Origin of the sequence: Spirillospora sp. CA-108201 (genome assembly GCF_050936235.1) — a bacterium.
Taxonomy (GTDB): Bacteria; Actinomycetota; Actinomycetes; order Streptosporangiales; family Streptosporangiaceae; genus Spirillospora.
On record NZ_JBNJNE010000001.1, the window covers coordinates 8,951,783 to 8,966,498 of the forward strand.

Annotated in this window: 13 protein-coding genes and 1 pseudogene; 13 read left to right on the forward strand and 1 reads right to left on the reverse strand. The window is 72.9% G+C overall.

Features of this window, described 5'->3' with window-relative positions:
- The first annotated feature begins 79 nt into the window (after positions 1–79).
- Positions 80–706, forward strand: coding sequence for a GntR family transcriptional regulator (locus ACQEU6_RS42825; RefSeq protein ID WP_499339530.1), 627 nt, complete (start codon positions 80–82; stop codon positions 704–706).
- Between the two features lie 33 nt (positions 707–739).
- Here the strand turns inward: ACQEU6_RS42825 and ACQEU6_RS42830 are convergent, their stop codons facing one another.
- On the reverse strand, positions 740–1,444 hold the full coding sequence (locus ACQEU6_RS42830; RefSeq protein WP_499339531.1) for a GntR family transcriptional regulator: 705 nt from the start codon (positions 1,442–1,444) through the stop codon (positions 740–742).
- Positions 1,445–1,599: 155 nt separating this feature from the next.
- On the opposite strand from ACQEU6_RS42830, the gene ACQEU6_RS42835 reads away from it, so the two are divergent.
- The 12 genes and pseudogenes from ACQEU6_RS42835 to ACQEU6_RS42890 all read left to right on the forward strand — a co-directional run.
- Positions 1,600–2,829 (forward strand): NRAMP family divalent metal transporter, encoded by a 1,230-nt coding sequence (locus tag ACQEU6_RS42835; protein WP_499339532.1) that lies wholly within the window; start codon positions 1,600–1,602, stop codon positions 2,827–2,829.
- 7 nt (positions 2,830–2,836) lie between these two features.
- Entirely contained in the window at positions 2,837–3,445 is a 609-nt protein-coding gene (locus tag ACQEU6_RS42840) for a 5-oxoprolinase subunit B family protein (protein ID WP_499339533.1), read from the forward strand.
- A 16-nt stretch (positions 3,446–3,461) separates the two neighbouring features.
- Positions 3,462–4,352, forward strand: a complete 891-nt coding sequence (locus tag ACQEU6_RS42845) for a 5-oxoprolinase subunit C family protein (RefSeq protein ID WP_499339534.1) — start codon at positions 3,462–3,464, stop codon at positions 4,350–4,352.
- Positions 4,349–5,140: a putative hydro-lyase gene (locus ACQEU6_RS42850; protein ID WP_499339535.1), complete on the forward strand. Its 792-nt coding sequence runs from the start codon at positions 4,349–4,351 to the stop codon at positions 5,138–5,140. Before ACQEU6_RS42845 ends, ACQEU6_RS42850 begins: the two co-directional genes overlap by 4 nt.
- Before the next feature lie 20 nt (positions 5,141–5,160).
- Complete coding sequence (locus ACQEU6_RS42855) at positions 5,161–6,522, forward strand: protein kinase domain-containing protein (protein WP_499339536.1); 1,362 nt, start codon at positions 5,161–5,163, stop codon at positions 6,520–6,522.
- A 160-nt stretch (positions 6,523–6,682) separates the two neighbouring features.
- Positions 6,683–7,966: an ABC transporter substrate-binding protein gene (locus tag ACQEU6_RS42860; protein WP_499339537.1), complete on the forward strand. Its 1,284-nt coding sequence runs from the start codon at positions 6,683–6,685 to the stop codon at positions 7,964–7,966.
- Positions 7,963–8,877 carry a carbohydrate ABC transporter permease gene (locus ACQEU6_RS42865; protein ID WP_499339538.1) on the forward strand — a complete coding sequence of 305 codons (915 nt, stop codon included), beginning with the start codon at positions 7,963–7,965 and terminating at the stop codon, positions 8,875–8,877. Before ACQEU6_RS42860 ends, ACQEU6_RS42865 begins: the two co-directional genes overlap by 4 nt.
- Complete coding sequence (locus tag ACQEU6_RS42870) at positions 8,874–9,770, forward strand: carbohydrate ABC transporter permease (protein ID WP_499339539.1); 897 nt, start codon at positions 8,874–8,876, stop codon at positions 9,768–9,770. Before ACQEU6_RS42865 ends, ACQEU6_RS42870 begins: the two co-directional genes overlap by 4 nt.
- On the forward strand, positions 9,767–12,058 hold the full coding sequence (yicI, locus tag ACQEU6_RS42875) for an alpha-xylosidase (protein ID WP_499339540.1): 2,292 nt from the start codon (positions 9,767–9,769) through the stop codon (positions 12,056–12,058). The genes ACQEU6_RS42870 and yicI overlap by 4 nt, the downstream gene beginning before the upstream one ends.
- Positions 12,058–13,422: a GH1 family beta-glucosidase gene (locus ACQEU6_RS42880; RefSeq protein WP_499339541.1), complete on the forward strand. Its 1,365-nt coding sequence runs from the start codon at positions 12,058–12,060 to the stop codon at positions 13,420–13,422. The genes yicI and ACQEU6_RS42880 overlap by 1 nt, the downstream gene beginning before the upstream one ends.
- 63 nt (positions 13,423–13,485) lie before the next feature.
- Positions 13,486–14,493 (forward strand): LacI family DNA-binding transcriptional regulator, encoded by a 1,008-nt coding sequence (locus tag ACQEU6_RS42885; protein ID WP_499339542.1) that lies wholly within the window; start codon positions 13,486–13,488, stop codon positions 14,491–14,493.
- Positions 14,490–14,681: pseudogene (locus ACQEU6_RS42890) on the forward strand (glycoside hydrolase family 3 C-terminal domain-containing protein); the annotation flags it as partial. The gene ACQEU6_RS42885 and the pseudogene ACQEU6_RS42890, both read left to right, overlap by 4 nt.
- Positions 14,682–14,716 lie beyond the last annotated feature (35 nt).

The following is a 14,716-nucleotide window of genomic DNA, read 5'->3' on the forward strand; positions in this document are numbered from 1 at the left end:
GATCGATCATATTGTATCCCGCACGAACCGCCCACCCGTCAAGAGGCACTTACCGGCCGTGGCGCTACGATCCAGTTTCGTGAAGACCTCCGACCAGCTGCTCCGCACCGGGCTCGCCGACCAGATCCGCGAGTTCATCGTGGAGGGCATCAGCTCTGGCCGGTGGGAGCCCGGGGAGCGCGTCGTCGAGCGCCGCATCGCCGCCGAGCTGGGCGTGAGCCAGGGCCCCGTCCGTGAGGCGCTGCGCCAGCTGGAGGCGCAGCGGCTGATCGAGACGCTGCCGAACCGGGGCGCCCGGGTCCGCGACTTCACCGAGCAGGACCTGGCCGAGATCTTCCCCGTCCGGGCCGGGCTGGAGCGGACGGCCGTGGAGCTGGCGCTGCCCCGGCTCGCCGGCTGCCTGGACGCGCTGGAGGAGCACAACCGCCGGCTCGGCGAGGCCGCCCGGGAGGGCGACCTGCACGAGCAGATGCACCTGAGCATCGCCTTCCACCGCGAGATCGTCGAGACGGCCGGCAACCGGCTGCTCGTCTCGGTGTGGGAGGGGCTCGGCATCGAGCTGTGGACGACCCTGTCCCTGCGCCTGCACCAGACGGAGATCTACTCCAAGTCGGCCGAGCACGCCGAGCTGATCGAGGCGTTCCGCCGCGCCGACCCGGCCGCGCCGCAGCTCCTGCACGACCACGTGATGAACTACGCTCCGTAGCCCTGTCTCCCGCACGGTCTCCCGCACGGCCTCCTAGCGGGGCTGCTCTCGGTAGGCCCCGGTGAGCTGGGCCTCAGCGTCGTCGAGGTAGGAGCGCAGCTCCCGCTCGGCGGCCGCGAGGTCGCCCTCCGCCATCAGGTCGTGGATCCGCCGGTTGCGGGCCAGGTAGGGCTCGTGGAACTCGCGCGGCGAGCCCATCTCGTGGAAGACCAGGCGCATCTCGGCCAGCAGGTGCTGGGTCATCTCGTCCACCCGCGGGCTGCCCACGAGCGCGGCGATGGCCTGGTGGAAGCGGATGTCGGCGGTGCCGACGTCCGGCCAGCGCCCGGCGGCGGCGGCGCGCTCGCCGTCCAGGACCGCGGCCTCCACCCGGCCGAGCGACCCGGCGGGGGCCTCCCGCGCGCACCGCACGCCCTCGCACTCCAGGATCCGCCGGACCCGGTACAGGTCGGCGAGGCCGTCGGCGGTGACCCGGCGCACGAACACGCCCCGGTTGAACTCGTGGACGAGCAGCCGCTCCTGCGCGAGCAGCCGGAACGCCTCGCGCACGGTGTTGCGCGAGACCTTCAGGGCCTCGCCCAGTTCCTCCTCGCGGACGCGCTCGCCGGGGGCGAGCCGCCCGTCGGTGATCTGCTCGCGCAGCAGGCCGGCGATCCGCGCGGCGGTGCTGGTGCGGTCGAGGTCGTGCCGGGCGGCCGCGATGTCGGTCAGCCACGAGCCCTGCGCCGGCACGGGCATCGACCACCTTCCGGGGGAGGCGCGCGACGGCGCGCGAAGGAACGGGGCGGCCAGCCTATCCCCGGTGACGGAAGAATGCATCAACAGGTCTCTTGATGGATTGTTGAACAATCCCTACTCTTGCGGAAAGTCGAACCCCCTGGAAGGGCCCCGCCATGACGGACCCAGCGACCCTCGACACGACCACGGAACCCGCCGCCGGCTCGCGCCGCGCCGCGCTCACCGGCGCGATGTTCCTGATGGCCACCAGCGCCATCGGCCCCGGCTTCATCACCCAGACCACCGTGTTCACCGCCGAGCTCGGCGCCGCGTTCGCGTTCGCGATCCTCGTGTCGGTGCTGGTGGACGTCGCGATCCAGCTGAACGTCTGGCGCGTCGTCGGCGTCTCGGGGATGCGCGCCCAGGAACTCGGCAACCGCGTCCTGCCGGGCGCCGGGTACGGCCTCGCCGCGCTCGACGTGTTCGGCGGCCTGGTGTTCAACATCGGCAACGTCGCCGGCACCGCGCTCGGGCTCAACGCGCTGCTCGGCCTGGACGTCAAGATCGGCGGCGCGGTCTCCGCGCTGGCCGCCATCGCGATCTTCCTGGTCCGGCGGGCCGGCGTCGCGATGGACCGGATCGTCGTCGTGCTCGGCGGCGTGATGATCCTGCTGACCCTGTACGTGGCCTTCGTGTCCGACCCGCCCCTCGGGGACGCGCTGCGCCAGAGCGTCGCGCCGGAGACCGTCGACTTCCTGGTCATCACGACGCTCATCGGCGGGACGGTCGGCGGCTACATCACCTACGCGGGCGCGCACCGCATGATCGAGTCCGGGGTGACCGGGCCGGACAACGTCAAGGAGATCAACCGCAGCGCCGTCACCGGGATCCTCGTCACCGGCCTGATGCGCGTGCTGCTGTTCCTCGCCGTCCTCGGCGTCGTCGCCGGCGGGGTGACCCTCGCCAAGGACAACGCCCCCGCCTCGGCGTTCGAGCACGCGGCGGGCGAGGCCGGGCTGCGGGTCTTCGGCCTGATCATGTGGTCCGCCGCGATCACCTCGGTCATCGGCGCGTCCTACACCTCGGTGTCGTTCCTCGTCTCGTTCTCCTCCTTCGTCGAGCGGCACCGCAACCGGCTGGTCGTCGCGTTCATCGTCGTCTCCACCGCCATCTACCTCGCGATCGGCACCGCCCCGGCGAAGCTGCTCGTCCTCGCGGGCGCGCTGAACGGGCTGATCCTGCCGTTCGGGCTCGCCGTGCTGCTGTGGGCCGCCGCCCGCCGCCGCGACCTGCTCGGCGGCCACCGGTACCCGGCCTGGCTCCTCGCCATCGGCGCGGCGGCCTGGCTGCTGTCGCTCTACCTGGGCTGGAACAGCCTGTCCGGGCTCGACGACCTGTGGAAGTGAGGGCGGGGTGCGGATCCTCCCGAGCGGCGACGCGGCGCTGCTGGTCGAACTGCCGGACCTCCCGGCGATGCTCGGCCTGTACGCGGCCCTCGCGGCGTCCCCGCCGCCCGGCGTCGCCGACCTCGTCCCGGCGGCCCGCACCCTGACCCTCCTGCTCGACGGCTCCGCCGACCCGTCCGCGGTCGCCGCCGCGGTGCGCGCCGCCCGGCCCGGCGCGGCGGACGGGGTCGCCGGCGAGGCCGAGATCCTTGTCGTTTACGACGGCGACGACCTCGCCGAGGTCGCCCGCCTCACCGGGCTCACCCCCGGCGGGGTCGTCGCCGCGCACACCGGGACCCCGTGGCGGGTCGCGTTCACCGGGTTCGCGCCCGGATTCGGCTACCTGGAGGGAGGCGACCCGCGGCTGGGCGTCCCGCGCCGCGCGACGCCCCGCGTCCGCGTCCCGGCGGGCGCGGTCGGCCTCGCCGGGCGCTTCAGCGGCGTCTACCCCGTCGAGTCCCCGGGCGGCTGGCGGCTCATCGGACGCACGGAGGCCGTCCTATGGGACCTCGAACGCGACCCGCCCGCCCTCCTGCGCCCCGGGACGCTGGTCCGGTTCGTCCGGAGGGAACCGTGAGACTCCGGAGGGAACCTTGAAGCGGGGTCTGGACGTTCTCCACACAGGACCCCTGGCGACAGTCCAGGACCTGGGCCGCTCGGGTCACGCGGCGCTCGGCGTGGGGGTGTCGGGCGCCGCGGACCCGGGCTCGTTCCGCCTCGCCAACCGGCTGCTCGGCAACCCCGAGGAGGAGGCCGCGGTCGAGGTCACCTTCGGCGGCCTGCGCGTGCGCTGCCGCGGCGGCGTGTTCGCCGCGGTGACGGGCGCGCCCGCCCCGCTGCTGGTGGACGGCCGCGCCGAGGCCCCCTACTCCGTCTTCCACATCCCGGACGCCGCCGAGCTGCGGATGGGCGCCCCGCCGTCCGGCCTGCGCAGCTACCTGGCCGTGCGCGGCGGCGTCGCCGTCCCGCCCGTCCTCGGGTCCCGCTCCACCGACACGCTCTCCGGGATCGGCCCCGCCCCGCTCAAGCCGGGCGACCTGCTCCCCGTCGGCCCGCCGCCCGCCGCCGCGCCGCTCCTGGACGCCGCGCCCGTCGCGCCGCCGCGCGGCGGCGACGTCGAACTGCGCGCGATGCCCGGCCCGCGCCACGACTGGTTCGCGCCCGGCGCGCTGGACGCGCTCTTCTCCGCCGCCTACACGGTGACCAGCGAGATCGACCGCGTCGGCATGCGCCTGGACGGGCCGGGACTGAGGCACGCCGTGCGCGGCGAGCTGCCCAGCGAGGGGACGGTCACCGGGGCCCTCCAGGTCCCGCCGTCCGGGCGGCCGGTGCTGTTCCTCGCCGACCACCCGCTCACCGGCGGCTACCCCGTGATCGCGGTGGTCGCCTCCGCCGACGTCGGCCGCGCCGCCCAGGCCCGTCCCGGCCAGCGGCTCCGCTTCCGGCCGCACCCCCCACCGAACCTCCGGGAGGACAGACGATGACCGCACCCCTCGACCCCGGCGCGCTCACGCCGGACCAGGCGAGGGCCCTGTTCCGGGCCGGCCTGCGGGTTCCGACGTCCGGCTGGTGCGCCGGCTGGACGCAGGCGAACCTCATCGCCGTGCCGCGCGAGTACGCCTTCGACCTGCTGCTGTTCGCGCAGCGCAACCCCAAGCCGTGCCCCGTCCTGGACGTGACCGAGCCCGGCGAGACCTCCGCCCCGCTGTTCGCCGGGGACCTGCGCACCGACCTGCCCGGCTACGTCGTCTACGAGCACGGGGTGCCGGTCGCCGAGGTCGGCGACGTGACCGCCTACTGGCGCGAGGACCTCGTCTCGTTCCTCATCGGGTGCAGCTTCACGTTCGAGGACGCGCTCCGCGAGGCCGGGGTCCCCGTCCGGCACATCGAGCAGAACCGCAACGTCCCGATGTACCGGACGAACCGGATGTGCCGCCGCGCCGGCGAGTTCGGCGGGCCGCTCGTCGTCTCGATGCGCCCCGTCCCGGCCGCGCAGGTGGCCGACGCCGTGCGCGTGACGGCCCGGTACCCCTCCGTCCACGGCGCGCCCGTGCACGTCGGCGACCCCGTCGAGCTCGGCATCGACGACCTGTCCGCCCCGGACTTCGGCGACCCGGTCGAGATCCGGGTCGACGAGATCCCGGTGTTCTGGGCCTGCGGCGTGACCCCGCAGGCGGCGGTGACGGCCTCCCGCCCCAAGCTCGCCATCGGGCACGCCCCCGGCCACATGGCGATCACCGACGCCCGCGACAGCCGGTACCTCGTTCCCTGAGTCCGGCATAGGCTGCGTCCATGCCCGAGATCATCGCCCCGGGCGAACGCCTCGGGGGGCGCTACCGCGTCGAGCGGCCTCTCGGCGCCGGCGGCATGGCGACCGTCTGGCGCGCGGTCGACACCATCCTCGACCGCGCCGTCGCGGTCAAGGTCCCCAAGGAGGGCGGGCCGGAGGAGTTCTCGCGGCGCCTGCGCCAGGAGGCGCAGGCCGCCGCGGCCCTGACCCACCCGGGCATCACCGGCGTGTACGACTACGGCGAGCACCGGATCGGCCCGCGGAGCTCCTCGGGACGCGAGTCGCGCAGGATCCCCTACGTGGTCATGGAGCTGCTGGACGGTGAGAGCCTGTCCGTGCGCCTGGCGCGCGGCCCGCTGCCCTGGCGGGAGGCGGCCGGGATCTGCGCCCGGGTCGCCGACGCCCTGGCCGCCGCCCACGACGCCGGCATCGTGCACCGCGACATCAAGCCCGGGAACGTCTACCTCACCCCGGTCGAGGTGAAGGTGCTCGACTTCGGCATCGCGTTCACCGGCACGGCGGGCGGGCCGGTGATGGGCACGCCCGCCTACATGGCGCCCGAACTGGTGAGCGGGACGCCCCCCACCCCGGCGGCCGACGTCTACTCCCTCGGCGTCGTCCTGCACGAATGCCTGACCGGCGCCCCGCCCACGCCCTCGTCCGTCTTCCGGAAGGGCACACCGGACGAGGTCGCCGCGCTCTGCCGCGACTGCCTCTCCGCGGACGCCGGCGCGCGTCCCGCCGCCGCCGAGGCGGCCCGCCTCCTGGCCGGCGCCTCGGGCGTCCGGCTCCCCGTGCCCGGCGCCGTCGTGCCCGCCGCCCCCGCGCCGCCGGACCGGCCGCGGAACCCGACCCGCGTCCTGGACGACCCCGCGCCGTCTTCGTGGGGGTTCGGGCGGCGGCCGCTGCTGATCGCGGGGGGCGTCGCCGGGGCGCTGACCGCGCTGGCCGCGCTCCTGGCGGCCCTCGCGCCCGGTTCCTCCGACGAGGCCGGCGCGAAACCGCCCGCGACGCCGCCGGCCGCGGGCCGGACGACGGGCGCGCGGACCGCGTGCTCGGTGTCGTACCGCCTCGACGGGACGTGGCCGCGGGGCTTCCAGGCGACCGTCCGGATCACCAACCTCGGCGACGGCGCGATCGACGGCTGGACGCTGGGCTTCGCCTTCCCGGACGGGCAGTCGATCACCCAGCTGTGGAACGGCGGCCGATCGCAGGACGGGGCGTCCGTGACCGTGACGGCCGTGGAGTGGAACCGGTCGATCCCGCCGCACGGGACGGCCGAGTTCGGGTTCCTCGGGAGTCAGGACGGCGCGAACGGCGCTCCCTCGCGGTTCACCCTGAACGGGGCGGAGTGCCGCGCCTGAGCCCGGTGATGGGAGCGCTCCCAAGTCGCCGCCGCAGGTCAGCGGGCGCGTGGCCGAATTGGTGCTAGTCGTCCTATTGTGTCGCGGCTGATCGAGGGCTTAGCATCCCCGGCAATCGAAGCGCTTCGACGAGCGCTCGGTCCCACCCCGGAGGAAGACCATGATCAAGGCAGGCAGGAGCGCGGCGGTGCTCGCCGCCCTTGCCGCGGCGGCGCTGTCGCTCACGGCGTGCGGCGGCGACGACGGCGGCTCCGGCGGCGGGGAGCTGAAGCTCTGGCACTACGAGGCCCCCGACAGCGCCATGGGCAAGGCGTGGGACGAGGCGATCAAGGAGTTCGAGGCCACCCACCCCGGCGTCGAGGTGAAGTTCGAGGAGAAGGGCTTCGAGCAGATCCAGAAGACGGCGCCCATGGTGCTCAACTCCAAGGACGCGCCGGACGCCATGGAGTACAACAAGGGCAACGCGACCGCCGGCCTGCTCTCCCGGCAGGGCCTGCTCACCGATCTCACCCCCGAGGTCGCCAGGCGGGGCTGGGACAAGCTGATCGGCCCGAACGTCCAGGTCACCGCCAAGTACGACGCCAAGGGCACGATGGGCGGCGACAAATGGTACGGCGTCCCCGACTACGCGGAGTACCTCCAGGTCTACTACAACAAGGATCTGTTCAAGAAGAACGACGTCGAGATCCCGACGACGTTCGCCGAGCTCACCGCCGCGATGGACGCGTTCGTCGCCAAGGGCGTCACGCCGCTGACCAACGCGGGCGCCGAGTACATGGCGCACCAGTTCGTCTACCAGCTCGCCCTCGACAAGGCCGACCGCGCCTGGGTGGACTCCTTCCAGCGCTACACCGGCAGGACGAACTTCAACGACGCCGCCTGGACCTACGGCGCGACCACCTTCGCCGACTGGGTGAAGAAGGGCTACATCGCGAAGAACTCCGTCAGCCTCAAGGCGGAGGACGCGGGCGTCGCGTTCATGAGCGGCAAGTTCCCCATGATGTTCTCCGGCAGCTGGTGGTTCGGCCGGGTCGCCGCCGAGGCGAAGTTCGACTGGGAGACCGCCGTCTGGCCCGGCGCCAAGCTGACGCTCGGCTCGGGCGGGAACCTGTGGGTCGTCCCCAAGGGGTCGGAGAACAAGCAGCTCGCCTACGACTTCATCGACATCACGATGAAGAAGCAGGCCCAGACCACCCTCGGCAACGCGGGCGGCGTCCCGGTGGCGGCGGACCCGTCCGGGATCACCGACGCCAAGGCCAAGAAGCTCATCGCCGACTTCGACGGGCTGAGCCGGTCCGGCGGGCTCGCCTACTACCCGGACTGGCCGGTCGCCGGCTTCTACGACGCCTGGGTGGCGCAGACGCAGAAGCTCATGAACGGCACCGCGCCGGGCGAGGTGCTCGGCGGCATCCAGAAGACCTACGACGGCGGCCTGCCGAAGTGACGGCGCCAGGCCGCGGCCGGGCGCGGGAGCAGTGGGGCTACCTGCCCTACCTGCTCCCCGGCCTGCTCCTCTTCACCGCCGTCATCGGGGTGCCGTTCCTGGTGAACATCGGCACGAGCTTCACCGAGTGGACGGGCGTCGGCACCCCGGAGTGGGTCGGGCTCGGCAACTACCGCGAGCTCCTGCGGGACGGGGAGTTCTGGGCGTCGTTCCGGCACAACGTCCTGATCACCGTCGGGATGGCGATCGTTCCCACGCTGATCGGGCTGGTGCTGGCCGCGGCCCTGACCGACCTGGTCGACCGGCACTTCGGACCGCGCACCGCGAGCGTCCTGCGCGCCTGCGTCTACCTGCCGCAGGTGCTGCCGGTCGTCATCGCGGGCGTGGTCTGGAGCTGGCTGCTGGCCCCGGAGAACGGCGCGGTCAACGCGTTCCTGGACGCGGTGGGCCTCGGCTCCCTCGCGCACGACTGGCTCGGCGACCCGGCCACCGCCCTGTGGAGCGTCGTCGGCGTCATGGTCTGGATGCAGATCGGCTTCCCGCTGGTGATCTTCATGTCGGGCCTGCAGCGGGTGGACCCGTCGCTGTACGAGGCGGCGGAGATCGACGGCGCCTCGTGGGGCCGCCGGTTCCGGCACATCGCCGTCCCGCAGATCCGGCCGGAGATCTTCGTCGTGCTGCTGTGGACCACGATCGCCGCGCTGAAGGCCTTCCCGCAGATCTTCGTGCTGACCAAGGGCGGCCCGGGCGGGGCGACGAACGTGCCCTCCTACTACTCCTGGGTCAACTTCTTCGAGAAGTCCGACGTCGGCTACGGATCGGCGATCGCGACCGTGCTGACGCTGGTCATCGTCGCGCTGACCGTCGTCTTCCTGCGCCTGCAGGGTCGTGACCTGGGGGAGGAGCGATGACCGCGACGCTGACGAGGAAGGCGGGCGCCCCGCCGCGCGACCGCCGGGGCGCCCTCCGCCGGGCCCGCCGCCGCGGCCCGTCCGCCTACGCGGTGCTGGTGGCGCTGGTCGCGCTCGCCGGCGTCATGCTGATCCCGTTCGTCGTGGTGGTCTTCAACGCGCTGAAGACGCCGCGGGAGTACTCCTCCGGCGGCCCGCTGTCGCCGCCGGACGGGTTCCACCTGGACGGCGTCCGGCAGTTCTGGGAGCGCGTCGACTTCGGGCACGTCCTGCTGAACAGCGCGCTCATCGGCGGCTCGGTCGCCGTCCTCGCCGTGCTGCTGTCGGTGTTCAACGCCTATGCGCTCGGCATCGGCCGGATCAGGGGCCGGATGTGGGTGCTCGCCCTGCTCCTGCTGGCGAACACGCTGCCGCAGGAGGCGCTCGTCTACCCGCTGTACTACATGTCGAAGCAGATCGGCCTGTACGACACCAGGCTCAGCGTGATCATCGTGTTCACGGTCGTCCAGAGCGCGTTCGGCACCTACCTGCTGGCGTCGGTGATGGCGGCGTTCCCGCGCCCGCTGCTGGAGGCGGCGCGGATCGACGGCGCCGGCCGGTGGCAGGTGCTGTGGCGGGTCGTCGTCCCGGTCGTCCGGCCGACCCTGTCGGTCCTGCTCGTGTTCTTCTTCGTGTGGACCTGGAACGAGTTCCTGATCCCCATGGTCTTCCTCATCTCCAACGAGAACCAGACGGTCTCGGTCGCCCTCGGCGTGCTGCAGGGCCAGCGCCTCATGGACGCCACCATGTCCAGCGCCGCGTCGCTCCTCGGGCTCCTCCCGACCGTCGCGTTCTTCCTCATCTTCCAGCGCACCCTTTCGCGCGGACTGACGGCGGGGGCCATCAAACAATGAAGTTCAGCGACGGCTACTGGATGCTGCGCGAGGGTGTGCGGGCGTCACATCCGGTGGAGGTCCTCGACGTCGACGCCGGGCCCGGCACGTTCACGGTGCACGCCCCCGCGCAGCGGATCCGGCACCGGGGCGACCTGCTCAAGGGGCCGGTGGTGACGGTGGCGTGCGACGCGCCGATGCCGGACGTTATCGGCGTCACCCTCACCCATTTCGCGGGGGAGCGGCGGCGCGGCCCCGATTTCGAGCTGGCCGCCGACCCGGTGGGGGAGGTGTCCGTGGACGAGGAGGCGGCGACGCTGACGTCGGGCGCCCTGTCGGTCCGGGTCGGGCGCGAGGGGGAGTGGGGCGTCGACTTCCTCGCGGGCGGGCGCCGCCTGACCGGCAGCGCGCCCAAGGCGCAGGCCGTCATCGACACCGGCGACGGCCGCCATTACGTGCGGGAACAGCTCGACCTCGCCGTCGACCACTTCGTCTACGGGCTGGGGGAGCGGTTCGGGCCGCTGGTGAAGAACGGCCAGGCCGTGGACGTGTGGAACGCCGACGGCGGAACGGCGAGCGAGCAGGCGTACAAGAACGTGCCGTTCTACCTGACCAACGCGGGCTACGGCGTCTTCGTCGACCATCCCGGGCGGGTCTCGTTCGAGGTGGCGTCGGAGGCCGTCGCCCGGACGCAGTTCAGCGTCGAGGGCCGGTCGATGCGGTACTTCGTCATCTACGGGCCGTCGCCGAAGGAGATCCTCCGCAAGTACACGGCGCTCACCGGACGGCCCGCGCGGCTGCCCGACTGGTCGTTCGGGCTGTGGCTGTCCACCTCGTTCACGACGTCCTACGACGAGGAGACGGTCACCTCGTTCATCGAGGGGATGGCGTCGCGCGACCTGCCGCTCAGCGTCTTCCATTTCGACTGCTTCTGGATGCGCGAGTTCCAGTGGTGCGATTTCGAGTGGGACCCGCGCGTGTTCCCCGACCCGGAGGGGATGCTGCGCCGGCTGCGGGACCGCGGCCTGCGGGTCTGCGTCTGGATCAACCCCTACATCGGGCAGCGCTCGCCGCTGTTCGAGGAGGGGCGCTCGCGCGGCCACCTGCTGAGGCGGCCGAACGGGGACGTGTGGCAGTGGGACAAGTGGCAGCCCGGCCTTGCCGTCGTCGACTTCACCGATCCCGAAGCGCGGGAATGGTACGCGGGGAAGCTGGAAGCGCTGCTCGACATGGGCGTGGACTGCTTCAAGACCGACTTCGGCGAACGCATCCCCACCGACGTCGTCTACCACGACGGTTCCGACCCGGAACGGGCGCACAACTACTACACCTACCTCTACAACCAGACCGTCTTCGACCTGCTCCGCAAGAAGCGCGGTGAGGGCGAGGCGGTGGTCTTCGCCCGGTCCGCCACGACCGGCGGGCAGCGCTTCCCCGTGCACTGGGGCGGCGACGCCGAATCGACGTTCGAGGCGATGGGGGAGAGCCTTCGCGGCGGCCTCTCCCTGGGCATGTCGGGGTTCGGCTACTGGAGCCACGACATCGGCGGCTTCGAGGGGACGCCCGATCCGGCGCTGTTCAAGCGGTGGATCGCGTTCGGGCTGCTGTCCTCGCACAGCCGCCTGCACGGCAGCCACTCCTACCGGGTGCCGTGGCTGTTCGACGAGGAGTCGGTGGACGTCCTGCGGCACTTCACCCGCCTGAAGATGCGGCTGATGCCCTACCTGGCCGGCGCGGCCCGCCAGGCGTACGGGGAGGGGCTGCCGATGATGCGCGCGATGGTCGTCGACTTCCCCGACGACCCCGCCTGCACGCATCTGGAGCGCCAGTACATGCTGGGCGACGACCTGCTCGTCGCGCCGGTGTTCTCGTCCGGCGAGGAGGTCGCCTACTACGTGCCGGAGGGTGTCTGGACGCACTACCTGACCGGTGAGCGGGTCGGGGGCGGCCGCTGGGTCCGCGAACGGCACGGGTTCGACAGCGTGCCGCTGCTCGTCCGTCCAGGTGCGGTCCTGCCGGAGGGCGCGGTGGACGACCGTCCCGACTACGACCATGCCGACGGCGTCACGTTGCGCATGTACGAGCCCGCCGACGGGACCACCGTCGTCACCCGGATCGGCGACACCACATTCACGACGGTGAGAAACGGTGAAAACCTGCGCGTGACAGGTGACGGAACCTGGAACGTTCTCCTCGTCAACGCGCGGGTGGCCGCGGTCGAGGGCGGGGAGACGGCAGACCATCCGCACGGTGTCCTCGTCAAGGCGACGGGTGGCGAAGTGGTCGTCACCCTGGAGGAGGAGAGCTGATGGGGTTCCCGGAAGGGTTCCTGTGGGGAGCGGCCACCGCCGCCTACCAGATCGAGGGCGCGGCCCAGGAGGACGGTCGCGCGCCGTCCATCTGGGACACGTTCAGCCACACCCCCGGCAAGGTGCTGAACGGCGACACCGGTGACGTCGCCACGGACCACTACCACCGCTGGGAGGAGGACCTCGCGACGATGGCCGAGCTCGGCGTCGGCGCCTACCGGTTCTCCATCTCCTGGTCGCGGGTCCTGCCGGACGGGACGCCCAGCCCCCAGGGCATGGACTTCTACTCCCGGCTGGTCGACGGTCTGCTCGAACACGGCATCGCCCCGGTCGCGACGCTCTACCACTGGGACCTGCCCCAGGCGCTGGAGGACGCCGGCGGCTGGCCGGACCGCGACACGCCCCGCCGGTTCGCCGACTACGCCGAGCGTGTCGGTCGCGTCCTCGGCGACCGCGTCCACACCTGGACGACGCTGAACGAGCCGTGGTGCTCGGCGTTCCTCGGCTACGCGTCCGGCGTCCACGCCCCCGGCCGGGCCGACCCCGTGGCCGCGCTCACCGCCGCGCACCACCTGAACCTCGCGCACGGCCTGGCGGTCCGCGCGCTGCGCGGCGTGGCGTCGCCGTCCGCGCGGCACTCGGCCACGCTCAACCTGCACCACCTGCGCGGCGACGCGGAGGCGGTCCGGCGGGTGGACGCCGTCGCCAACCGCGTCTTCCTCGACCCGATGCTGGGCAACGGCTACCCCGCCGACCTGCTGGAGGACACGGCGTCCCTCACCGACTGGGGCTTCCTGCGCGACGGGGACGAGGACATCGTCGCCGCGCCGCTCGACGTCCTCGGCGTCAACTACTACTCGCCCACCCTCGTGCGGGACTGGGACCGGTCCGCCCCGCGCTCGCACGCGGACGGGCACCGCAGGGGCGCGGCCAGTCCGTTCGTCGGCTGCGACGCCGTCGAGTTCGCCGAGCAGCCCGGCCCCCGCACCGAGATGGGCTGGCCGATCGACGCGACCGGCATGGAGGAGCTCCTCCTGCGCCTGCACCGCGAGTACCCGGGAACGCCGCTGATGGTCACCGAGAACGGCGCCGCGTTCGAGGACGCGGTGGACGGCGACGGCCGCGTCCGGGACGACCGGCGCATCGCCTACCTGCGCGACCACATCGCCGCCGTCGAGAGGGCGTGCCAAGCGGGAGCCGACGTCCGCGGCTACTTCGCCTGGTCGCTGCTGGACAACTTCGAGTGGGCCTACGGCTACTCCAAGCGCTTCGGCCTCGTCCACGTCGACTACGCCACGGGCGACCGCACCTGGAAGGACAGCGCCCGCTGGTACCGCGACGCCATCGCCCGAGGCCCCTCGTGACGCCCGCGCGCGGGGTTACGATCATTCGCACTCTGCACCCCTTCGAGGACGACGGGACGGTCCGTGGTCAAGATCACTGATGTGGCGCGGCACGCGGGAGTGTCGCCGAGCACGGTCTCCTACGTGCTGAGCGGGAAGCGCTCGATCTCCGAGGAGACCCGGCGGCGTGTCCGCGCGAGCATCCGCGAGCTCGGCTACCGGCCGCACGCGGGCGCCCGCGCGCTCGCCAGCAGCCGCTCCAACGTGCTGGCGCTGATGATCCCGCTGCGCTCGGGCATCGCCGTGCCCGTCGTCATGCAGTTCGCCGTGTCCGTCGTCACCGCCGCGCGCCGCCACGACCACGACGTCCTGCTGCTCACCCAGGAGGAGGGAGAGGACGGCCTGCGGCGCGTCGCCGACAGCGCCCTGGTCGACGCGCTGATCGTCATGGACGTCCAGATGCGGGACCCGCGGCTGCCGCTGCTGCGCTCGCTGGACCGGCCGAGCGTGCTCATCGGCTTCCCCGCCGACGCGGGCGACCTCACCTGCATCGACCTCGACTTCCACGCCGCCGGCGCGGCCTGCGCCCGGCACCTCGCCGGGCTCGGCCACCGGGAGATCGCGCTGATCGGCTCGCCGCCGGAGGTGTACGCGCGGCAGACCGGCTACGCCCAGCGGGTCGCCGACGGGTTCGCCGCCGCGGTCCGCGAGCACGGGCTGACCGGGGACGTCCACCCGTGCGAGGCGACCGCGGACGCGGCCCGCGCCCTCGTCGCGCGGCTGCTCGCCGAGCGCCCCGGCCTCACCGGCGTCCTCGTCCACAACGAGCCGGTCGTCGGCCCCGTGGTGCGGGCGCTGCGCGCGGCCGGCCGGCGCGTCCCGCAGGACGTGTCCGTCGTCGCGCTGTGCCCGGACGAGATGGCCGAGCACGCCGAGCCGCCGCTGTCGTCGGTGGCGATCCCCGCCGAGGAGGTCGGCGGGCGCGCCGTGGAACTGCTGATGTCCAAGCTCGACGGCGTGCCCGTGCCCGCCGCGACCCTGCTCCCGCCCACCCTGACCCAGCGCGCCAGCAGCGCGCCCGCGCCCCGCTGACAGGCCGGTCCCCGACAAACAGCTACCCCACGACGCTCGGCTGGGAGCAGGGGAACGTCCCGGCGATCCTCTGGACGAGCCACGCCGGAGCCGAGACGGGCAACGCGCTGGCGTTCCTGCTGTTCGGCGACGAGAGCCCCTCGGGCAGGCTGCCGCAGACCTGGTACCGCTCCGGCGCCGACCTGCCCGACATCCTCGACCAACACGGGCGGGAAGGCCGGGG